19 protein-coding genes and 1 pseudogene are annotated in these 20,410 nt (G+C 70.9%); 9 read left to right on the top strand and 11 right to left on the bottom strand.

The genetic code is table 11. The features are described 5' to 3' along the window. Window positions 1–36: 36 nt before the first annotated feature. From E1288_RS37895 to E1288_RS37885, 3 genes are read right to left on the bottom strand one after another with little or no spacing between them, the layout of a single operon-like run. Window positions 37–1,167, bottom strand: a complete 1,131-nt coding sequence (locus E1288_RS37895; RefSeq protein ID WP_132493502.1) for a M20 family metallopeptidase — start codon at window positions 1,165–1,167, stop codon at window positions 37–39. Next, window positions 1,167–1,844, bottom strand: coding sequence for a DUF1028 domain-containing protein (locus E1288_RS37890; RefSeq protein ID WP_132493501.1), 678 nt, complete (start codon window positions 1,842–1,844; stop codon window positions 1,167–1,169). The genes E1288_RS37895 and E1288_RS37890 overlap by 1 nt, the downstream gene beginning before the upstream one ends. Then, window positions 1,841–2,263 carry a RidA family protein gene (locus tag E1288_RS37885; RefSeq protein ID WP_132493500.1) on the bottom strand — a complete coding sequence of 141 codons (423 nt, stop codon included), beginning with the start codon at window positions 2,261–2,263 and terminating at the stop codon, window positions 1,841–1,843. Before E1288_RS37885 ends, E1288_RS37890 begins: the two co-directional genes overlap by 4 nt. 279 nt (window positions 2,264–2,542) lie before the next feature. On the opposite strand from E1288_RS37885, the gene E1288_RS37880 reads away from it, so the two are divergent. Then, complete coding sequence (locus tag E1288_RS37880) at window positions 2,543–3,790, top strand: flavin-containing monooxygenase (protein ID WP_132493499.1); 1,248 nt, start codon at window positions 2,543–2,545, stop codon at window positions 3,788–3,790. A 55-nt stretch (window positions 3,791–3,845) separates the two neighbouring features. Here E1288_RS37880 and E1288_RS37875 read toward each other — a convergent pair whose 3' ends face one another. Further along, window positions 3,846–4,757, bottom strand: a complete 912-nt coding sequence (locus E1288_RS37875) for a LysR substrate-binding domain-containing protein (protein WP_132493498.1) — start codon at window positions 4,755–4,757, stop codon at window positions 3,846–3,848. Between the two features lie 32 nt (window positions 4,758–4,789). Next, on the bottom strand, window positions 4,790–5,395 hold the full coding sequence (locus tag E1288_RS37870) for a TetR/AcrR family transcriptional regulator (protein WP_132493497.1): 606 nt from the start codon (window positions 5,393–5,395) through the stop codon (window positions 4,790–4,792). Window positions 5,396–5,510: 115 nt separating this feature from the next. Here E1288_RS37870 and E1288_RS37865 point away from each other — a divergent pair, with 115 nt between their 5' ends. The 3 genes from E1288_RS37865 to E1288_RS37855 all read left to right on the top strand — a co-directional run bounded on the left by E1288_RS37865 (window position 5,511) and on the right by E1288_RS37855 (window position 9,902). Then, window positions 5,511–6,986: an aldehyde dehydrogenase gene (locus tag E1288_RS37865; RefSeq protein ID WP_132493496.1), complete on the top strand. Its 1,476-nt coding sequence runs from the start codon at window positions 5,511–5,513 to the stop codon at window positions 6,984–6,986. Between the two features lie 127 nt (window positions 6,987–7,113). Beyond that, window positions 7,114–8,514, top strand: coding sequence for an aspartate aminotransferase family protein (locus E1288_RS37860; protein ID WP_132493495.1), 1,401 nt, complete (start codon window positions 7,114–7,116; stop codon window positions 8,512–8,514). After that, window positions 8,511–9,902: an APC family permease gene (locus E1288_RS37855; protein WP_235884100.1), complete on the top strand. Its 1,392-nt coding sequence runs from the start codon at window positions 8,511–8,513 to the stop codon at window positions 9,900–9,902. The genes E1288_RS37860 and E1288_RS37855 overlap by 4 nt, the downstream gene beginning before the upstream one ends. An 82-nt stretch (window positions 9,903–9,984) precedes the next feature. Here E1288_RS37855 and E1288_RS49975 read toward each other — a convergent pair whose 3' ends face one another. Next, window positions 9,985–13,020 carry an alpha-mannosidase gene (locus E1288_RS49975; protein WP_268952010.1) on the bottom strand — a complete coding sequence of 1,012 codons (3,036 nt, stop codon included), beginning with the start codon at window positions 13,018–13,020 and terminating at the stop codon, window positions 9,985–9,987. 117 nt (window positions 13,021–13,137) lie between these two features. Between E1288_RS49975 and E1288_RS37845 the strand changes: the two genes are divergently transcribed. Then, a complete protein-coding gene (locus E1288_RS37845) occupies window positions 13,138–13,398 on the top strand; it encodes a Prokaryotic metallothionein (RefSeq protein ID WP_093267697.1) in 261 nt (86 codons plus the stop codon). Between the two features lie 219 nt (window positions 13,399–13,617). Here E1288_RS37845 and E1288_RS37840 read toward each other — a convergent pair whose 3' ends face one another. Then, window positions 13,618–14,448, bottom strand: coding sequence for an FAD-dependent monooxygenase (locus E1288_RS37840; protein WP_132493494.1), 831 nt, complete (start codon window positions 14,446–14,448; stop codon window positions 13,618–13,620). Between the two features lie 237 nt (window positions 14,449–14,685). On the opposite strand from E1288_RS37840, the gene E1288_RS37830 reads away from it, so the two are divergent. Beyond that, a complete protein-coding gene (locus E1288_RS37830) occupies window positions 14,686–15,432 on the top strand; it encodes a putative protein N(5)-glutamine methyltransferase (protein WP_328592534.1) in 747 nt (248 codons plus the stop codon). A gap of 10 nt (window positions 15,433–15,442) precedes the next feature. Here the strand turns inward: E1288_RS37830 and E1288_RS37825 are convergent, their stop codons facing one another. Then, window positions 15,443–16,690: an MFS transporter gene (locus E1288_RS37825; RefSeq protein ID WP_132493492.1), complete on the bottom strand. Its 1,248-nt coding sequence runs from the start codon at window positions 16,688–16,690 to the stop codon at window positions 15,443–15,445. Beyond that, window positions 16,687–17,190: a MarR family winged helix-turn-helix transcriptional regulator gene (locus E1288_RS37820; RefSeq protein WP_456320518.1), complete on the bottom strand. Its 504-nt coding sequence runs from the start codon at window positions 17,188–17,190 to the stop codon at window positions 16,687–16,689. The genes E1288_RS37825 and E1288_RS37820 overlap by 4 nt, the downstream gene beginning before the upstream one ends. 28 nt (window positions 17,191–17,218) lie before the next feature. Between E1288_RS37820 and E1288_RS37815 the strand changes: the two genes are divergently transcribed. Continuing rightward, a complete protein-coding gene (locus tag E1288_RS37815; RefSeq protein ID WP_207954774.1) occupies window positions 17,219–17,368 on the top strand; it encodes a hypothetical protein in 150 nt (49 codons plus the stop codon). A gap of 51 nt (window positions 17,369–17,419) precedes the next feature. Here E1288_RS37815 and E1288_RS37810 read toward each other — a convergent pair whose 3' ends face one another. Together E1288_RS37810 and E1288_RS37805 are read right to left on the bottom strand one after the other, a co-directional pair. After that, on the bottom strand, window positions 17,420–17,950 hold the full coding sequence (locus tag E1288_RS37810) for a gamma carbonic anhydrase family protein (protein ID WP_235884099.1): 531 nt from the start codon (window positions 17,948–17,950) through the stop codon (window positions 17,420–17,422). Further along, window positions 17,947–18,708 (bottom strand): GntR family transcriptional regulator, encoded by a 762-nt coding sequence (locus tag E1288_RS37805; RefSeq protein WP_132493490.1) that lies wholly within the window; start codon window positions 18,706–18,708, stop codon window positions 17,947–17,949. The genes E1288_RS37810 and E1288_RS37805 overlap by 4 nt, the downstream gene beginning before the upstream one ends. Window positions 18,709–18,892: 184 nt before the next feature. Between E1288_RS37805 and E1288_RS37800 the strand changes: the two genes are divergently transcribed. Together E1288_RS37800 and E1288_RS48330 are read left to right on the top strand one after the other, a co-directional pair. Then, on the top strand, window positions 18,893–20,113 hold the full coding sequence (locus tag E1288_RS37800; protein ID WP_132493489.1) for a CaiB/BaiF CoA transferase family protein: 1,221 nt from the start codon (window positions 18,893–18,895) through the stop codon (window positions 20,111–20,113). Between the two features lie 50 nt (window positions 20,114–20,163). Beyond that, window positions 20,164–20,410, top strand: a pseudogene (locus E1288_RS48330) (hypothetical protein); the annotation flags it as partial.

Below are 20,410 nucleotides of genomic sequence, written 5' to 3'. Positions count from 1 at the left end.
TGAGCGTGCTGCGGATGCGGGCCGAGGAGCGGGCGGTCACGGCGCCACTGCTCGGTCCACTCCGGTCCACGCCAGTGCGATCGCGCCGTCGAGCAGGGCTCGTTGCGCGGTGCCGCCGACGCAGTGCGCGGCGAACTCGCGCTGGTGGTTGATCGCCGGCAGGGACCCGATGCCGATGTAGGGGTGGATGGCGGGCACGACCTGCGAGACGTTGCCCATGTCGGTGGAGGCGCGGTTCATGCGGGATGCCGTGCCGTCCGGAGCGAACTCGCGGCCGAGCTCGAGTGCGTTGGCACGGTAGGCCGCCAGTGCCGCCTCGTCGGCGCGGAACTCGGCGTACGGCTTGCTTTCCGGTTCCACGGTCAGCTCGCAGCCGGTGGCCAGCGCGCCGGCTTCGAACGCGCGGAACACACGCGGCTCCAGCTCGGCCAGTTCCGCGAGCGTCTCGGCACGCACGTACCAGCGGCCGCTGGCGTGCTCGGGGATCGCGTTCGGCGCGTCGCCGGCGTGCGTCACGACGCCGTGCACCCGCGCCGAGGCGGGGATTTGCTGGCGGAGCAGGCCGATGGCGACCTGGGCGACGGTGAACGCGTCGGCGGCGTTGATCCCGGCCTCGGGGTAGGCGGCGGCGTGCGCGGACTTGCCGGTGTAGGAGATCTTCGAGTGGCTGACGGCGAACGGCCGGGCCTCGGCGACGTCGACGGGTGCCGGGTGCACCATCATCGCGAGGTCCACGTCCGCGAAAGCGCCGCGGTCGAGCAGCTCGATCTTCCCGCCGCCGCCCTCCTCGGCCGGGGTGCCGTAGACCTCGACGGTCACCCCGGCGTCGTCGGCGACTGCGGCCAGCCCCAGTGCGGCGCCGATGGAACTGGCCGCGATGAGGTTGTGGCCGCACGCGTGACCGAGGCCGGGCAGCGCGTCGTACTCGGCGCACAGCGCGATCCGCGTTGGACCGGTGCCGAAGCTCGCGTGGAACGCCGTGTCCAGGCCGAGGTAGCTGGACGTGACGGCGAACCCGCCGCGGTCGAGCAGCTCCGGCACCGCGGCGGCGGCGCGGTGCTCCTCCCACGCCGTCTCGGGGTCGGCGTGCAGCCGTTCCGACAGGCGGATCAGCTCGCCGGAGTGCCGGTCGACCTCGGCGCGGGCCGCTTTTTTCAGTGCCGTCATCACTCGTCTCCTGGCACGCCGTAGGACGGGGCCGATGCGGGGTTGAGCCCGCGGGTGACGTAGTCGTCGCGCTGCGGGAGCCACACGTCGAGCAACTCGGCGAGCCGGTCGACGGGGTCGTCCGCCCAGTCCACTCGGAGGTCGGTGACCGGCCAGTCCACATCGGACACCACGGCGACGCCGGCGGAGTGGACCGGGCCCTCCTCGCCGCCGGCGTCGAGGCCGGCCTGCAACGCGATGACGAGCCGCTGCTCCAGCTCGCCGGTGGCGGAGGTGAACGCGTCCACGATGGCCTGTGGGATGTGGTTGCCGGCCAGCATGTTGCCCGCCGCCACGACACCGTCCGCGGCGACGGCACCGTGCTTGCCCAGCGTCCGGGACCCGCTGTAGGCGAAGCCCGGGCCGGTCGGGCCGAGCACGGTGAGCTGCCGGTACTCGATGTTGTCCGCGGCGGCGGTGACCCCGGCGAGCGCCCGCTCGGCGTCGCCGTGCTCGGCGAGCCCGTCGAGCAGGTGGCCGCCGAGCCGCGGGTCGGTGATGTTCTGCGAGGCCGCGGCGCCGACGCCCGGGCGCAGGTGCGCGACGCGGGCGACGACGGCAGGGCTGGATGAGCTGGCCGCGACACCGAACCGCACGGTGCCGCCGGAAGTGTCGCGGGCGACGATCGACAGGGTCACTTCTCCTCCTCCGGGATCACGGCGATGGCGTCGATCTCGCACAGCCACTCGGGCCGGGCGAGCGCGGACACCACCAGGCCGGTCGAGATCGGGTGCACGCCCTTGGTCCAGCGCCCGACGGTGCGGTAGACGGCCTCGCGGTAGCGCGGGTCGATCAGGTAGATGGTGAGCTTGACCAGGTGCTCCATCCGGCTGCCGGCTTCCTCGAGCAGCATCTTGATGTTCGCCATCGCCTGCTCGGCCTGCGCGGCGGCGTCGCCGATCCCGACGGACTCGCTGGTGTCGAGGTCCTGCCCGATCTGGCCGCGGACGTAGACGGTGCCGTTGGCGACGACGGCCTGGCAGAGGTCGTTGTCGAGGTTCTGCTCGGGGTAGGTGTCGCGCGTGTTGAACGGGCGGATGCGGCGATGAACAGTCACTTCGTGGCCTTTCCCGGCGGCGGTTGTCGGACGGATCGGCGGCGCCATCGCCACAGCCTGACCTCGCCACGCGCTTTCTGTCTAGTAGATGTTTCAGTACCAATGAATCGAAAATATCGATCCACGGCGTCCGTGTCATGGATCGGAAAAACAGATCTCGTGTACCAAAAACATCTGTTGGACACGGGAACTGCCCGGCGGCGAGGATCCGGTTGAGACGCACAGAGGCATGGAGGCGGACCAGCGCGGTCCGCCCGCCGGTCCGGAGTGGAGGTCTGGATGTCGATCCAAGAGGTGGAGGCCCTCGTCGTGGGTGGGGGCCAGGCCGGCCTGGCGATGAGCGAACACCTGAGTGACTGCGGCGTGCAGCACCTCGTGCTGGAACGCGACCGCATCGCCGAGCGCTGGCGTTCGGAGCGGTGGGACTCGCTCGTCGCGAACGGGCCCGCGTGGCACGACCGCTTCCCCGGCCTGGAGTTCGTCGACCTGGCGCCCGGCGCTTTCGCTTCCAAGGACCAGGTCGCGGCCTACTTCGAGGCGTACGCGGAGAAGATCGCCGCGCCGATCCGGACCGGGGTCGAGGTGACGTCCGTCCGGAGGCTCGAGGGACGGCCCGGTTTTCGCGTGGAGACTTCGGACGGAACCATCGACGCCCGCTTCGTCGTCGCGGCGACCGGGCCGTTCCAGCGGCCCGTGATCCCACCGATCGTGCCCCGAGAAGCCGGCCCCCTGCAGATCCACTCCAGTTCCTACCGGAATCCGGAGCAGCTGCCCGACGGCGCCGTGCTGGTGGTCGGAGCCGGTTCGTCGGGAGTGCAGATCGCCGAAGAGCTCCGCCGGTCGGGGCGGCCCGTGTACCTGTCCGTCGGCCCCCACGACCGTCCTCCGCGCCAGTACCGCGGACGCGACTTCTGCTGGTGGCTCGGCGTGCTCGGCAAGTGGGACGCCGAGACTCCGCCGTCGGGGGCCGAACACGTCACCATCGCGGTCAGCGGAGCCCGCGGCGGGCACACGGTGGACTTCCGCGCCCTCGCCGGACTCGGGATCGACCTCGTCGGCATGACCGGCTCGTTCGACGACGGGATCCTCCGCTTCGCGCCGGACCTCGGGGCCAACATCGCCAAGGGCGACGCGAACTACCTCGCGCTGCTCGACGAAGCCGACGCGTATGTCGCGCGCAACGGTCTCGACCTTCCGGAGGAACCGGATGCCCGCACGCTGGGGCCGGATCCCGCCTGCGTGACCACCCCGATCCTCGAGCTCGACCTCGCCGCCGCCGGAGTCCAGTCGATCGTCTGGGCGACCGGCTTCGCCGTCGACTACGGCTGGCTGCAGGTCGACGCGTTCGACGAGAACGGCAAGCCGAAGCACCGTCGCGGCGTGTCTTCCGAGCCCGGCGTGTACTTCCTGGGACTGCCCTGGCTGGCGCGCCGTGGCTCGAGCTTCATCTGGGGGGTGTGGCACGACGCCAAGTTCGTGGCCGACCACATCGCGACCCAGCACCGCTACCTCAGTCACGGAGGCTGACCCGTTCGACCGTTTTGCGGCCGGGGAGGCGATCGCCTCCCCGGCCGCAAAACGATCAGCGCTCGTAGAGGGTGCGGCACAACTCCCGGAACTCCTGTGCCCGCCGGGTGAGGCGGACCCCGCGCATCGAGGCGACGACGATTTCCAGCGACGGGACGTCGTCGGTCAGGGTGAGCGGCACGGCTCGCGCCCCCGAGTAGGTGGTTTCGGCCGGCGGGCACTGGTTGAGCAGCGCGAAGCCGTGACCGTGCGCGACGAAAGCACGGACGGTCTCGTAGCCGGTCGTGCGGTGGCGGACCCGGGGTTCCACGCCTGCGTTGCTGAGGATCGACTGCAGGTACTCACGACTGTGCGGCAGGTCGAGCAGCACCATGGGCTCGTCGGCGAGGTCCTGGAGCGACACCTTGCGGTTCTTCCGTTGCGCGAGCCGGTGGTCCTCGGACACGAGGGCGTACGGGGTCGCGGTTCCCACGACCTGGCGGTCGATGTCGTCGTCCAGGTCGTAGCCGTAGAGGAGGGCGAGCTCCGTCTCGCCCGAGCGCAGGGCCGATTTGAGCGCCTGGTGCGCGCCTTCGCGCAGGGACACGTGGACCTGCGGGTGCCGGGCCTCGAACTCGGCCAGCAGGCCGGGTAGCCGGAACGGCGCGAGCGTGGCGAAGCAGCCGACCGTCAGCGTCCCGACCAGCTCGGTGCCGGACTGCCGGGCGGCCTCGACCAGCTCAGCGCCGTGGGCGAGGAAGTCCAGAACCCTCTTGTAGAACGCCTCGCCCGCCGTGGTCAGGCTGAGCCCGCGGGCGTGGTGGCGCAGCAGGAACTGCACGCCCATTTCTTTCTCCAGCTGCGCGATCGCGGTCGACACGGCCGACTGGGACACCATGAGTTCCTTCGACGCGGCGGTCATGCTGAGGTGCCGGGCCGCCGCCTCGAAGTAGCGCAGCTGCACGAGGGTGAAGGCAGGCTCGTTCATGGAGACATCCTGCCTCGCGGAGCCGCGTCCGCCTATGAGGTGGTCGCGCAGCCGGTGGCCTGCCGCGCGTACTCGGTGACCAAGTGCTTGGCGGCATTGCGCTCGACGGAGGTGTTGTTGCTCATCAGGTGCAGCCCGAGGCCGTCCTCCAGCGCGACCAGCGTCGCGGCGATCTCGCGCACCGGCCGGGAAAGCGTGAACCGGCCCGTCGCACGGCCGATCTCCAGCACCGTGCCGTAGAGCGCGACCTCGCGGTCGTACAGGCTGGTCATGAGCGCGGCGTGCGCGGAACTGCGGTCGGCGAGCCCATGCATCTCGTAGAGCACGCAGGCGACCTCGTCGTCCTTCCCGGACGGCAGGCCGGTCTCGATGGCCGCGGCGAGCTTGAGCTCGGCACTGCCGGCCGCGTCGACGGTGTCGGCCCGGTGGCGGTAGAAGCGGTCGGTCACCGTGCGATGCACGTCGAACATCAGCTCCGCCAGTTCCGGGTAGTGGTAGAGCACCGAGCCCGGTGACACACCCGCCTCCGTGGCGATGTCGCGGATGCGGACGTTGACGCGCCCGCGTTCGGTGATCGCCCGCAGCGCGGCGTCGATGAGTTGTTCCCGGCGTGCCCGCTGTGTCCTCGTCCGTGTCACGTCACCATTATTGATGCTCTAGTTCAATTTTTTCAATCTCTGACTTGGCTATTGACATGTGACTTTGCTGAAGTTTTGAATCTGCGTTCAAAGTTACTGAGCGAAGAGGAGAGCCATGCCAGCGTTCACCCACGAGCAGTGGCGCGAGGCCGCCGCGGGTCTGGCCCCGCGCACCGCCGCGTTCATCGGCGGCCGGTTCACCGCGGCGCTCGACGGCCGCACCTTCCCGACCGTCGACCCCGCCACCGGCCGCACCATCGCCGACGTCGCCGAGTGCGGCCCCGCCGACGTCGACGCCGCGGTGTCCGCCGCCCGCACGTGTTTCGAGTCCGGCGCCTGGTCATCCGCCGGCCCCGCCGAGCGCAAGCAGGTACTGCTGCGCCTGGCCGACCTGATCGACGAGCACCGCGCGGAGCTCGCCCTGCTCGATTCGATGGACATGGGCAAGCTCGTCACCGACGCCTACGAGATCGACGTGCCCGGGGCGGCGGGCCTGTTCCGCTGGTACGCCGAGATGCTCGACAAGGACTACGGCGAGATCGCACCGACGGCTGCGGGAGATCTGGCCCTGGTGCGCCGCGTTCCCCTCGGCGTCGTCGGCGCGGTCGTGCCGTGGAACTTCCCGCTGGACATGGCCACCTGGAAGCTCGCACCCGCCCTGGCCGCCGGGAACTCGGTGGTGCTCAAGCCCGCCGAGCAGTCCCCGCTGTCGGCGCTGCGGCTCGCGGAGCTGGCCGCCGAAGCCGGGCTGCCCGACGGGGCGCTCAACGTCGTTCCGGGCTACGGCGAGATCACCGGCCGCGCGCTGGGCCTGCACCCCGACGTCGACTGCATCGCGTTCACCGGATCAACCGCCGTCGGACAGCAATTCCTGCGCTACGCGGCGGAATCCAATCTCAAGCAGGTGTGGCCGGAATGCGGCGGCAAGAGCCCTAACCTCGTCTTCGCCGACTGCGCCGACCTGGACGCGGCGGCCGAAGCCGCGTGCGCGGGGATCTTCTTCAACCAGGGCGAGGTGTGCTCGGCCAACTCGCGGTTGCTCGTCGCCCGCGAGATCAAGGACGACCTGGTGGCCAGGATCGCGAAGCTGGCCGCCGACTACGCACCCGGCGACCCGCTCGACCCCGCGAGCCGGATGGGGCCGCTGGTCGACGCGGCCCACGCGGAACGGGTCGCCGGCTTCATCGCGGACGGCAGCCGCGAAGCCGAACTGGTCACCGGCGGAGGACGGCGCGACTGCTTCGTGGAGCCAACGGTCTTCGACGACGCGGCACCGGGTTCGCGCATCGAGCGCGAGGAGATCTTCGGCCCCGTGCTCTGCGTGACCGCCTTCGACGACGAAGCGCACGCGATCCGGCTGGCCAACGACAGCCGCTACGGCCTGGCCGCCTCCGTCTGGACCGCGGACCTCTCCCGCGCCCTGCGGGTCTCCGACGCGCTGCGCGCGGGAACCGTCTCGGTCAACACCGTTGACGCGTTGAGCTCGCAGACCCCGTTCGGCGGCTTCGGCCAGTCCGGCTTCGGACGCGACCTGTCCGCGCACGCGATCGAGAAGTTCACCGGCCTGAAAACCACATGGATCAAGTACTGAAGGCAACCGCGGGACACCGACCCGCCCCTTGACCTGAACCAGTGGCCGGCGCCCAGAACCACCGGGCGGCCCTTTCGAGCCACCGCAAGGCATCGAACCCCGAACACCGACAACTTTAGGGAGCACCATGTCCGCGGAGACGAGCACGACCGCCACCGTTGAAGAGCTGGCGAAGCGCCACCTGGTCATGAACTTCACCCCGGCGGCGAAGTACCGCAACGAGAGCCTGCCGATCTTCGTCCGCGGCGAGGGCTGCTACGTCTACGACGAATCGGGCAAGCGCTACTTCGACGGGCTGGCCGGGCTGTTCTGCACCCAGCTGGGCTACTCGCACGGAGCCGAGGTCGGCGAGGCCGTCGCCCGGCAGATGAGCGAACTCCCCTTCCAGACCACCTGGAGCGTCGCGCATCCGCCCGCGGCGAAGCTGGCCGCCGAACTGGCCGATCTCGCCCCCGGCGACCTGAACCGGGTGTTCCTGACCTCCAGCGGCTCGGAGTCCAACGAGGCCGCGATCAAGCTGGCCCGGCAGTACCACATCAGCCGGGGCGAGCACGCTCGCCGGAAGTTCATCGCCCGCCGGGTCGCCTACCACGGCACCAGCTTCGGCGCCATGTCCCTCAACGGCATGGTGCAGGTGCGCAAGATGTTCGAGCCGCTCATGTCCGGCGTCCGGCACGTGTCCAACACCAAGCGATACCGGCGCCCCGGTCAGGAGACCGAGGCGGAGTTCACCGCTTTCCTGCTGGCGGAGCTCGAATCGCTGATCCTGCAGGAGGGCGCGGACACCATCGCCGCCATCATCATGGAGCCGCTGCAGAACGCCGGCGGGAGCCTCACCCCGCCCGAGGGCTACTTCCAGGGCGTGCGCGAACTCTGCGACCGGCACGGGATCCTGCTGATCGCCGACGAGGTCATCACCGGGTTCGGCAGGCTCGGCGAGTGGTTCGGCTCGATCCACTACGGTTTCCAGCCCGACATCATCACCTTCGCCAAGGGAATCGCCTCGGCCTACGTGCCGCTGGGCGGTCTGATCGCCGGCGACCGGGTCATCGAGACCGTCCTGGACGGGCCGGCCGGCATGTACAACCACGCGCTCACCTACAGCGGGCACCCGGTCGCCTGCGCCGCGGCGCTGGCGAACCTGGAGATCATGCGCCGGCTGGACGTGCAGGGCAACGTCAAGGCCGCCAGCGCGACGTTCGCCGCCGAACTCGAACGGCTCCGCGAGAACCCGATCGTGGGCGACATCCGCGGCGACGGATACCACCGCAGCCTGGAGCTGGTCACCGACAAGGCCACGAAGTCCTGGGCCTCGGAACACCTCGACGCCACCGAGTTCGTCAACCAGCACCTGACCCCGGCCGCTGCCGAGGCGGGAGTGCTGTGCCGGCTCGCCGTCGACTCCGAGGGCAACCCGCTGCTGCAGCTCTCCCCTCCGTTGGTCGCCGACGCCGCCGCCATCGGCGAACTGGTCGGGCTGGTCGAGCAGACCCTCTCCAAGGCCGTCGCATCGGGTGGACTCCGGTGAGCGGGCACGACAGTCGCGCCGAGGCAGCCCAGCCCGCGACGGCACGGGCCGACGCTCACCCGGCCGGCGAGCACGGGCTCAAACGCGTGCTCGGGCTGCCCTCGCTGTTCCTCTTCGGGCTGGCCTACATGGTCCCGCTCGCGGCCTTCACCACCTACGGGATCGCGACCGACGTGACCCGAGGACACCTGCCCACCGCGTTCATCGTCACCTTGGCCGCGATGACGTTCACCGCGCTGGGCTACGCGAACATGGTGCGCGCCTATCCCGTGGCCGGTTCCGCCTACACCTACACGCAGCAGACCTTCGGGCCTGCCACGGGCTTCCTCACCGGCTGGGCGCTGCTGCTGGACTACATCTTCCTGCCCACGATCAGCTACATCGTCATCGGGCTCTACCTGGGGATCGCCATCCCGGCAGTGCCCGGATGGGTCTGGGTGCTGCTGGCGATCGCCGTCGTCACCGGGCTGAACACCCTCGGCATCAAACTGGTGACCGGCATGAACATGGTGCTGGTGGGCGCGCAGGGGGTGTTCATCGCGACGTTCCTGGCGATGAGCTACCTGACCGTGTCCGGGCGCTCGGAACCGGCGGACCTGGTGGCGCCGTTCTACAGCGCGGACTTCTCGCTCACCGCGGTCGTCGCCGGATCAGCCATCCTCTGCCTGTCGTTCCTGGGCTTCGACGCGATCTCCACGCTCTCCGAGGAGGCCCGGGAGCCGCAGAAGACGATTCCGCGAGCGATCATCCTGTGCACGGTCTTCTGCGGACTGCTGTTCGTCCTCATGTCCTGGGTGGGCCACCTGGTCCACCCCGACTGGCAGACCTTCACCGATCCCGACTCGGCCTCGGTCGAGGTGATGGTCAGCGCCGGCGGCGACTTCCTGGCGGCGTTCTTCACCGCCGCCTACGTCGCGGCCTGCTTCGCCTCGGCCATGGCGGCGCAAAGCGCGGTGTCCCGGATCCTGTTCTCCATGGGGCGTGACGGCGCGCTGCCCAGGCGCGTCTTCGCCCGCATCCACCCGAGGTACCGGACCCCGCACCTGGCGACCCTGGTGGTGGGCGCGGTGTCCCTGCTGGCCTGCGTCATGTCGCTGGACCAGGCCGCCGCCCTGGTGAGCTTCGGCGCGCTGATCGCCTTCACCTTCGTCAACCTGAGCGTCATCAAGCACTACGCGATCGGCCTGGGTAGGCGCCGAGGCGCGGACTTCCTCCGCTACGTGCTCACCCCTGGGATCGGTGTGGCGCTGACCGTGTGGCTGTGGACGTCGCTGTCGCCGCTGACCTTCGTCATCGGCCTGAGCTGGGTGGCGGTCGGCTTCCTGCAGCTGCTCCGGCTCACCCGCGGCTTCAAGCGGCCGGCACCCACCATGGGCCACGAATCGTGACCCCGCCGGCGGCCCCGCGTGCTGAACGCGGGGCCGCCGCCGTCAATGCCTGGTGCTCCTGTTCGTGCGTCGCCGGGGAGGCTCATGCCCCGGCGGGGCGGGCGAAGCGCAGGGTTCGGATTTCGAAGGGCCGCAGCCGCAGGTCGAATGCGTCGGTGGTGGCGTCGGGTTCGGCGAGCGGCCGTTCGAGGAGGTCGGTGCGGGTGACCGAGGTGGCCGGGAAGGAGATGGTCAGCCGGGCGCGGGCGCGGCTGCCGCGCGATTCGTAGAGGCGGACCACGAGGTCTCCGCTCCGGTCGTCGGCGAGCTTGACCGCTTCGACGACGACGGCGTCGTTGTCCACGGCCACCAGGGGCGCGACGGGCCGCGAGCCGTTGATGGTGCGTTCGGGCAGGTTGATGCGGTAGCCCTCGCGGCTGGCGTCGCCGATGTCCGCCCCGACGACCAGGGCGTAGCGCAGGTGGTGGCGGCCGTGGTCGGTGTCGGGGTCCGGGAAGCGGGGCGCGCGCAGCAGGGACAGGCGCACGGTGGTGGTCGTGCCGCCGCCGGGGCGGGTGTCGCGGGTGACGTCGTGCCCGTAGGTGGCGTCGTTGACCAGGGCGTGGCCGTAGCCGGGTTCGGTGACGTGCAGGAACCGGTGGGCGCAGATCTCGAACTTGGCGGCGTCCCACGAGGTGTTGGTGTGGGTGGGGCGCATGACGTGCCCGAACTGGGTTTCCGCGGCGGAGCGGTCGGCGTGCACGTCCAGCGGGAAGGCCGCTTTGAGGAGCTTCTCGGTTTCGTGCCAGTCGATGTCGGTGTCGATGTCGACGCGGCGGGCGTCGGCGGCGAGGCTGATGCGCTGCTCCACTGTGGACCCGCCGAAGCGGCGGCGGATGCGGACGGTGCCGTTGTCGAGGTCGAGCTCGTCGAGCTCGGTGAGGTCCCGGGTGTGGTGCCGGTAGAAGGCGTCGAGGTCCCAGGCGTCCCAGGCGTTGGGGTGGTCGGCGTGCAGCTGCAGCAGGTTCGCGGGGCCGGCCAGCGCCTCGCGTTCGGCGGCGTGGTCGTAGACGGAGGTCAGCAGCCCGCGGTGGTCGATGGTGACGCGCAGCAGGCCGTTGTCGAGGGTGGTGCTGCCGTCGGGGTGGCGGGTGGCCGTCGCCGCGGCGGCAGTGTTCGCGGTAGCGGCGCCGAGGGCGGGGACGCCGTTGCGGCCGTGGGGGGCGGCGTTGAAGGTCAGCGGCCCCGCGAGGTCGCCGGCCAGGGCGCGCAGCGCGCCGGTGATGATCGCTTCGAGTTCGGTGGCGATGCGGGCGTAGGCGGCTTCGGCTTCGCGGTGCACCCAGGAGATCGACGAGCCGGGCAGGATGTCGTGGAACTGGTGCAGCAGCACCTGCTTCCACAGCCGGTCCAGTGCGTCGTGCGGGTAGTCGCGGCCGGTGGCGATGGCGGCGGTGGCGCACCACAGTTCGGCTTCGCGCAGCAGGTGTTCGCTGCGGCGGTTGCCCTGTTTGGTCTTGGCCTGCGAGGTGTAGGTGCCGCGGTGCATCTCCAGGTACAGCTCGCCGGACCAGACCGCGGGGCCGGCGTGGTCGGCTTCGGCGGCGGTGAAGAACTCCTCGGGGGTTTCCAAGCGGACGCGCGGGGAGCCTTCGAGGTCGGCGGTGCGGTAGGCGCGGGCGAGCATTTCGCGGGTGGGTCCTCCCCCGCCGTCGCCGTGGCCGAAGGGCAGCAGGGAGCGGGTGGCGTAGCCGTGCTCGGCGAAGTTGTCGGTGGCGTGGGCGAGTTCGGCGCCGCTGATCTCGGAGTTGTAGGTGTCGGCGGGCGGGAAGTGGGTGAACACCCGGGTGCCGTCGATGCCTTCCCACCAGAAGGTGTGGTGCGGGAACTTGTTGGTCTGGTTCCAGGAGATCTTCTGGGTGAGGAACCACCGCGAGCCGGACTGGGCGACGAGCTGCGGCAGGGCGGCGCTGTAGCCGAAGGAGTCGGGCAGCCACACCTCGCGGGTTTCGATGCCGAACTCCTCGAGGTAGAAGCGCTTGCCGTGGACGAACTGGCGGGCCATGGCCTCGCCGCCGGGCATGTTGGTGTCGGCTTCCACCCACATGCCACCGACCGGCACGAACTGCCCGGTGTGCACGAAGGTGCGGACGCGGTCGTAGAGCTGGTGGTGGTGCTCCTTGATCCAGGCCAGCTGCTGGGCCTGCGACATGGCGAAGTGGAAGTCGGGGTGCTCGGCCATCAGGGCGGTGACGTTGGCAACGGTGCGGGCGACCTTGCGGACGGTTTCGCGCAGCGGCCACAGCCAGGCGGAGTCGATGTGGGCGTGGCCGATGGCGGAGATCACGTGGGCGCTGGGGTGCGCGGGCCGGGCGAGGACGTCGGCGAGTTCGTCGCGGGCGGCGGGCGCGGTGCCGGTGATGTCGTGCAGGTCGAGGCGGTCGAGCATGCGTTCCAGGGCGCGGAGGATCTCGTGGCGGCGCGGCGAGTCCGCGGGGAGTTGCCGCATGAGCTGGTCGAGGACCTCGGCGTCCTGGACGAGTTGCCACACGGGTTCGTCGAGGACGGCGAGTTCGGCGCGGCGCAGCCGGTACAGCGGCGGGGTCGTGGCGGTGGGTTTGGTGCCGAGGTCGGTGGGCCGGAATCCGTTGTCGCCGAGGATGATCGGGTTGGCGGCGGCTTCGACGTACCAGGTGCGGTGCCGGCCGGCGGAGTTGCGGCCGGCGGGCAGGTGGGTGTTGCGGGGGTTGAGGCCTTTGATGGGGGTGCCGTCGGCGCTGTGGGCGAGGCCTTCGCACTGGAATCCGGGGCGGTCGGCGTCGAAGCCGAGGTCGACCACGACTTCGACGGTGCGGCCGTCCCAGTGCGGCGGGATGGTGGCGGCCAGCCGGAACCAGCTGGTGCCCCAGGCGGGTCCCCAGGCTTCGCCGATGCCGGCGGGCGCGTAGTCGGCGCGCAGGGCCTCGGCGACGGGCACGGGTTCGCCGGGCGCGTGCCAGACGGCGATGTCGCAGGGCAGCGTTTCGGCGTAGTAGGCGGGTCGCAGGCGTTCGGCCAGCACCCGGTCGAGGCGCTGTTCGACGATGCGGCGGTCGTCGTGCATGTGCTCCCCCGATGCGCTCGGTGTGATCGCGATCATGCTGGCACATGTCCGCGGCGGGTGGGCAGCTGCGAATCGGGTGGTGGCGCGGTTGCCGACCCATGGGTAGGGACGCATCCTGCGGGTGTCCACCCGTCGGCGTGGAAAGGCGACGTCATGGCGACCTGCGAAGTCTGCGGCAACGACTACTGGATGACCTTCGAAGTGCACACCGTGGGCGGCGGGGTGCACACCTTCGACTGCTTCGAATGCGCTGCGCAGCGGCTCGCGCCGCAGTGCGAGCACTGCGGGACCCGGATCCTCGGGCACGGGGTGGAGGCCAGCGGCCGGTTCTTCTGCTGTGCGCATTGCGCGCGGCAGTCGGACATGGCCATGGCCGGGGAGCTGCGCGACACCGTCGGCGCGCATCCCGGTTGATGGTCCACCCGGGGCATGCACGCAGCGTCAGCGAGGCCTAACGGGCGTGCCCCGATCGATGGATGAGCACCTATCCGAATCTTCGTTATCAATACGTTATGAATTGCGAGAAACACAGGAGCTACCTGCGACGACATGGCGGGTGAGACGGCTTCTTCCCGCCTGGTTCGCGCCGGTTGTCGCGTTCGGGATTTGACAACGGGGCGAAGCACCGTCGACTCATCCCCTCGAAGTTAGTGGAGGACGCCCCGATGGCAGGTCTGGTTCGCTGGCTGGGCGGTATGGCACGTGAGATGCAGCGGGCCCGCATGGTGATGCGGAACCCTGCGTCGAGCAGCCGAGCCCGGCGCTGACGTCCGTCAGTACCCAACCCTGCCCGGCCGCTCGGCCGGGTGCGGTCGAGGCATCGGTCCGGCGGCCACGCGCCGCGACGCAATACCGGGGCAACCAACAACCGGGCGACTGATGTCGGAACCTGCTGGAGACACTGGTGCCGTGGCCGGCCGGCCACGGCACCAGTGCGTTTCGGGCGCGATCAGGACGCCCAGCCGACGACCGGCCCCATCGACCGCCGGCCACGGCCGAGGCGAGCACCACCGCGTCCTCCAGCGCCAGGCACGCGCCTTGCCCCAGGTTCGGGGTCATGGCATGCGCGGCGTCGCCGAGCAGCGCGACCTTCCCGGCGACATAGGTGTCCAGGTCGGGCAGCTCGTAGGTGTCGTGGTGCAGCACGTCGGCCTCCTGCGCCCCGTCGAGCAGCGCCGGGATCGGGGTGTGCCAGTCGCGGAAGCGCTCGCGCAGTTCGGTCAGTCCGCCGCCGCGGGATTGCGGGGCGTTGACCATGGCGTAGCAGTAGGTGCGCCCGTCGGGCAGCGGCGAGTAGCCGAAGCGTTCGCCCCTGCCCCAGGTTTCGGCGGCCTCGCCGACCGGGCGGGTGGCCACGATCATCCGCCAGGTGCTGTAACCGGCGTAGCGGGGCGCGGGTTGCGGGCCCCAGATCGAGCGGCGCGTGGTGCTGCCGATGCCGTCCGCGCCGACGACGAGATCCACGAGGCGGTGCGCACGCTGCTGACGACGAAGGGTTCGGCCGCGGTGACGATCAACGCGGTCGCCCGCGAGGTGCTGCTAGTGTTGCCGCATCGTGCGAGACCGAGGAGGTGAGACCCATTACCGCTGTTGCAGGCCGGGTGCTCTCCTTCCGCCGCCGTGACCGGCGTCGCTGAGAGCGCTCGTGGTCACCGAAAGGCACTTCTCATTCCTGTGTTGTCATCATCTTTCTCCGCTGTTGTGAGCAGCCTGCGCGCTGCTGGTTGTGTGTTCGCCGAGGACGAGGCGCGGCTGCTGCTGTCGGCGGCCACCGACCCGGCCGAGCTTTCCGGCATGGTGCAGCGCCGGGTCGATGGCCTGCCGCTGGAGCAGGTGCTGGGCTGGGCGGAGTTCTGCGGTCTGCGCATCGCCGTGGATCCCGGGGTGTTCGTTCCCCGTCGCCGCACCGAGTTCCTCGTCGAGCAGGCCGCCGCGCTGGCCCGGCCGCACTCGGTCGTGGTCGACCTCTGCTGCGGTTCGGGTGCGGTCGGCGCCGCGCTCGCCGCGCGACTTCCGGTGGAGTTGTTCGCCGCGGACGTGGATCCCGCGGCGGTGCGCTGCACGCGCCGCAACATCACTGGTGAGGTCTTCGAAGGCGACCTATACCGGGCGCTTCCGGTGGCGTTGCGGGGCCGCATCGAGGTCCTGGTGGTCAATGCCCCCTACGTGCCTTCTGACGAGGTCGATCTGATGCCCCCGGAGGCGCGGCTGCACGAGCCGCAGGTGGCGCTGGACGGCGGCGCCGATGGCCTGGACGTCCAGCGCCGGGTAGCGGCCGCGGCGCCGGAGTGGCTCGCGCCGGGCGGGCATCTGCTGATCGAGACCGGCCGCCGCCAGGCACCGCGCACCGCGGAGCTCTTCGCGAATGCCGGGCTGGTCCCGAGTGTGGCCGGTTGCGAGGAGCTGGACGCCACGGTCGTGGTGGGGGCCAACTCCGCGGCGCCGTAGCGTTGTCCGGCTATCGGCTGGGCAACTTTAGGGCAGTGTTCTCGAATCGGCGCAGGGGCGTGTTCGTCAGCGCGAGCACGACGATGCCGACGACGCAGAGCGCTCCGCCGGAGAAGGCCGCGAACGCCGCCGATGTCGCGTCGGCGACCAGGCCGCCCCGGAAGTTGCCCAGGTCGGGGCCGGAGACGCCGACGATGTGGTCCACGGCGCTGACCCGGCCGCGGTGCGAGTCCGGCGTCGCGAGCTGCACGATCGTCCCGCGCGTGATCACCGAGGTGGTGTCGGCCGCGCCCGCCGCGGCGAGGCAGGTCAGCGCCAGCCACAGCGGCTGCGCCAGGCCGAACCCGGCCAGTGCCAGGCCCCACGCTCCGGCCGCGGCCAGCATGACCGCGCCCGGCCGGCGGGCGCGGGTCACCATGCCGGAGGCGGCGCCCGCCGCGAGTCCGCCGACGGCGACCGCGGAGAAGAACAGTCCCAGGGTTTCCGGGTGCCCGCCGAAGCGCTCTGCGTTGATCAGCGGGAACAGCGCGATCGGCATGGCTGTCACGGTCGCGAGGACGTCGCTGAGCAGCGCGCCGTGGAGCAGGGGTTTGCCGGTGATGAATCGCCAGCCTTCCCAGATCGTTCGGGCCCCGGGGCGAGCGGGCTCCCCTTGCGGTCGCATGGCGGGTAGCCGCAGCACGCCGTAGAGGGCGGCGGCGAAGGTCAGCGCGTCGAGCAGGTAGCAGGCGTCCACGCCCCACTGGGCCACGACCACGCCCGCGATGGCGGGGCCGATCAGCATGGCGGCCTGGAAGGCGAGGTTGGTCAAGGCGATGCCTGCGCCGACCTGGTCGGCGGGCAGCAGGCGGACCACGAATGTCTTGCGGGCGGGCGCGCCCAGCCCGCCGCCGGCCGTCTGCAGCGCCGTGAGCGCGAGCAGCCCCCACATCGAGGCGGTGCCGGAGGCGGCGTGCACGGCGAGCAGTCCGGCGGCCACCAGCTGGATGACGGTCGTGAGCAGCACTAGGCGCCGGCGGTCGACGGCGTCGGCCAGCGCGCCGCCGAGCAGCCCGAAGACGACCATCGCAACGGACTGGACGAGGCCGATCGCGCCCACCGCGAGGGGGCTGCGGGTGAGCTCCCACATCTGGAAGAGCACCGCGACCACCGTCAGCTGCCCGCCCAGCGCGGAGAGGGCGTTTCCCGCCCACAGGCGGCGGAAGGCGGCGCTGGCGCGCAGCGGCCGGGTGTCCAGCAGCCGGTCCGCCAGGCTCACGAGGACTGTTCCTGCGACCGCTGGAGGTGGTGGGCGATCCGGTCGTGGAACGAGCGCCGCGCCAGGGCCTCCTCCAGGTCCCGGACAACTTCGCTGAGCGGGTGCGGCAGTTCGCCTTCCAGCTCGCGGACGGCCTGTTCGGTGGCCCGCCACTCGGCTTCCAGCAGCGGGAGGAGCGCGTGGGCGCGTTTGGTCAGCGTCACCTGGCGGGTTCGCGCGTCGGTGCCCGCGATGCTGCGCACCAGTCCTTCGCGGCGCATGGCGCTCACGGTCTGGCTCATCGCCGAGTGGGTCACGCCCAGGGCGTCGGCGAGTTCGCGGATGGTCATGGCACCGCGGTGGCCGAGGCGGATCAGGGGCATGACGAACCGCGGGCGGATGCTGTCCAGGCCCCGCTGTCGGTACAGCCGGCCGATCTCGTCGTCCATGTCGCCCAGCAGGCGGCGCAGCGGCTGCCAGACGCTTTCGTCCTCGGTCGGGTCAGGACCCCCAGTCGTCACCCGGCTGACTGTAACAGTGCTTATGTAAGTGCTGTTGCTCTTTTCGGGGGAGGCTCCCGGAAGCGTCGTCGACACGAACAGCGAGAACTGGTGGGCGGCCGGGCGGGTCGTCAGCCCTGCGACGGGCTACGACGAACGCATGGATCACGCCGTCGGTGATGCCGTGGCCGCGCGCTGAGCGCGCCGGAAGCGGGCCGCCCTGCCGGAAGGGGCGGCCCGCTGGGCGGGGTCAGGCGAGGGCTTCGCGGTGTTTGGCGGCCAGCGTGACGTAGTGCTCGGCGGAGAGCTTGAGGCCGGCCTGTTCTTCTTCGGTGAGTTCGCGGCGGACCTTGCCCGGGGTGCCGGCGACCATCGAGCCCGGCGGGATCTCGGTGCCTTCCAGGACGACGGCGCCGGCCGCGATCAGCGATCCGGCTCCGATGCGGGCGCCGTTGAGCACCACGGCGCCCATGCCGATCAGGCAGTCGTCTTCCACGGTGCAGCCGTGCAGGACCGCTTTGTGCCCGACGGTGACGCCGGTGCCGATCTCGGCCGGGAAGCCGGGGTCGGCGTGCACGACGCAGCCGTCCTGGATGTTGCTGCGGGTGCCGACGCTGATGTTCTCCTGGTCGCCGCGCAGCACCGCGTTGTACCAGACACTCGCGCCGGCAGCCAGGCGCACGCGGCCGATGAGCGCGGCGCCGGGCGCGACGAACACGTCGGCGTCGAGCTGCGGGGCGATCCCGTCGATGGTCAGCGTGTGCGAGGGGCCTGAACTCACTGTTCCTCCTGTTTCTCCCGCTGCCGCCGCAACCATTGCAGCGCCACGTCGGTGTGTCCGTCCACTTTGGTCTCGATGCCGTCGAGGAAGGTGCGGTCGCCGTGCTCGGCGAGTTCGGTGAGCACCGCTTCGGGGTCGCCGGCCTCGATGACCGACAGCAGCCGCCGGTGGCGGGCCACGTCCTCGGCGAGGCTTTCGCGGCCCTGGCGGGCTTTCCGGTTCAACGCCATGGACAGCATCATCTGCAGCTGCAGCGACCGGTAGGCGTCTTCGAGGCGCTGGTGCCCGGACAGGCCGACGACCGACAGGTGGAACTCGAAGGAGCATTCCATGAAGGCCGGTTCGTCGCCGGTGCCCGCGGCATCGTCCATGCGCTGCAGGGCCTGCCGGCAGCGGCGCAGCCGGGCGGGTTCGGTGACCGGCACGCCCAGGCGGACCGCGAGCCGTTCGAATTCGGCGCGCAGGGTGCAGATCTCGTAGATGTCGTGCAGCGTCAGCGGGGTCACGATCACGCCTTTGCGCGGCACCTGCCGCACGAGGCCTTCGCGTTCGAGCACCCGCAGCGCTTCCCGCAGCGGTGGCCGGCTGATGCCCAGCTCGTGGGTCAGGCGGTTCTCCACGATGCGCTGCCCGCACAGCAGGTCGCCGCCGATGATCATGCGGCGCAGCGTCGCGGCGGCCAGCTCCACCAGGCTCGGTGGGCCGACGATGCTCGGGGCCCGGCGGGTCGCGGGGCTGTCTTCAACGGATCCGGTCACGTCCAGCAGTCTTCCCTTCCCGGGCCCGGTTCCGGCGTGCTTTCGCGCCGGTGCCGCGGCGCTGGTCCGCTCGGGGCAACCTCGTGGGGCAAAGCTTGTCAGCTCCGTTCTGCCTGCTGTAGACAAAAGTCAGGTGATGCCGATCACGGTATCCGGTTTCCGCCCGGATTTCTTGGAGCCGCGCATGACTTCTCCCCCAGATTCCCGATCCCAGGCCCCGCTGCACGGGGTGCGCGTGGTGGAGATCGGCGCGTTCATGGCCGCGCCGTTCGCGACGATGCAACTGGCCGACCTCGGTGCCGACGTCATCAAGGTGGAAAACCCCGCCGGCGGTGACCCCGTGCGCCAGACCGGGCCGTTCCTCGACGGCCACAGCTCCCCGTTCGTGCGGCTCAACCGCAACAAGCGGTCGGTGGCGCTGGATCTGAAGACCGACGAAGGGCGGCGGCTGCTGTGGTCGCTGCTGGACACCGCGGACGTGCTGGTGGAGAACCTGCGGCCAGGCGCGCTGTCCGCGCTGGGCTTCGGCTACGACGCCGTGCACGCCCGCAGCCCGCGCCTGGTGTACGTGTCGGCGTCGGGGTGGGGGCAGGACGGGCCGCTGGCCGCTCAGCCCGGGCTGGACATCATGGCGCAGGCCCGCGCGGGGCTGATGAGCATCACCGGCCCGCCCGACGGGGAGCCGGCCAAGGTCGGGGTGCCGATGTGCGACCTGGTGTGCGGTTTGTACTCGGCGATGGGCGCGATGGCCGCGTTGCGGGCCCGCGAGCACACCGGCGAGGGCCAGCACGTGGACGTGTCGCTGTACGAGGCGGGGGTGTCGTTCGCGGTGTGGGAGGCCGGGAACTACTTCGCCACCGGCGAGGTCGGCCGCGCGCACGGTTCGGCGCACCAGAACAGCGCCCCCTACCAGGCGGTGCGCAGCAAGGACGGGTGGGTGACCGTCGGGGCCACCACGACGAAGACCTGGCCGGCGTTCTGCCACGCCCTCGGACTCGCCGAACTCCTCGACGACGACCGCTACACCAGTTCCTACGACCGCTACCACCACCGCGACAGCCTCATCGCGGCCATCGAGGTGGCCACGGCGGCGCGCACCACCGCGGAGATCGTCGACGTGCTGGTGGCCGCGGGAGTGCCGTGCGCGCCGATCGCGACCATGGACCGGGTGTTCACCGACGACCACCTCGGGCAGCGCGGTTTCTTCTGGGACGCGCCGCATCCGGAGCTCGGCGAGGTGCGGCAGATCGGTTCGCCGATGCGGATGTCGGGGACCCCGGCGCGCCGCGGCTCGGCCGGGCCGGTGCTGGGCGCGCACACCGCGGAGGTCCTGGCCGAGGCCGGTGCGGGTGCCGAGGAGCTGGAGCGGTTGCGCGAGTCCGGGGTCATCGCCACCGGCGAGTAAATCCCCTACTTCTTCCCTTTTTTCGCGACGCAGCTCAAGGAGGAGCAGCGATGCGCGTGTTGTTGCGGGGTCGCGGCGTGGTGGCCGCGTTGTGCGCGGCGGTGCTGCTGGGCGGGTGCGCCACCGGCAGCGCCGGGCAGGAAGGTTCCGGTGGGCCGCGGCCGGCGGGGAACGTGACGATGGTGGTGCCCTTCGCCGCCGGTGGCGGCAGCGACATCGCGGGCCGGGCGATGGCCGACGGGCTCGCGGGCGTGGATCCGGGGCTGCGGGTCAACGTCGACAACCGGGAGGGCGGGC

Origin of the sequence: Saccharopolyspora elongata, from assembly GCF_004348985.1 — a bacterium.
Lineage (GTDB): Bacteria > Actinomycetota > Actinomycetes > Mycobacteriales > Pseudonocardiaceae > Saccharopolyspora > Saccharopolyspora elongata.
Note: the sequence above shows the minus strand (reverse complement) of the source record. Positions and strands in the feature narration are given on the sequence as shown.

Coding starts and splice junctions, on each gene's coding strand:
- E1288_RS37895 (WP_132493502.1), bottom strand. CDS start 1,167: ATGACGGCACTGAAAAAAGCGGCCCGCGCCGAGGTCGACCGGCACTCC.
- E1288_RS37800 (WP_132493489.1), top strand. CDS start 18,893: ATGACTTCTCCCCCAGATTCCCGATCCCAGGCCCCGCTGCACGGGGTG.
- E1288_RS37845 (WP_093267697.1), top strand. CDS start 13,138: ATGGCGACCTGCGAAGTCTGCGGCAACGACTACTGGATGACCTTCGAA.
- E1288_RS37880 (WP_132493499.1), top strand. CDS start 2,543: ATGTCGATCCAAGAGGTGGAGGCCCTCGTCGTGGGTGGGGGCCAGGCC.
- E1288_RS37875 (WP_132493498.1), bottom strand. CDS start 4,757: ATGAACGAGCCTGCCTTCACCCTCGTGCAGCTGCGCTACTTCGAGGCG.
- E1288_RS37865 (WP_132493496.1), top strand. CDS start 5,511: ATGCCAGCGTTCACCCACGAGCAGTGGCGCGAGGCCGCCGCGGGTCTG.
- E1288_RS37860 (WP_132493495.1), top strand. CDS start 7,114: ATGTCCGCGGAGACGAGCACGACCGCCACCGTTGAAGAGCTGGCGAAG.
- E1288_RS49975 (WP_268952010.1), bottom strand. CDS start 13,020: ATGATCGCGATCACACCGAGCGCATCGGGGGAGCACATGCACGACGAC.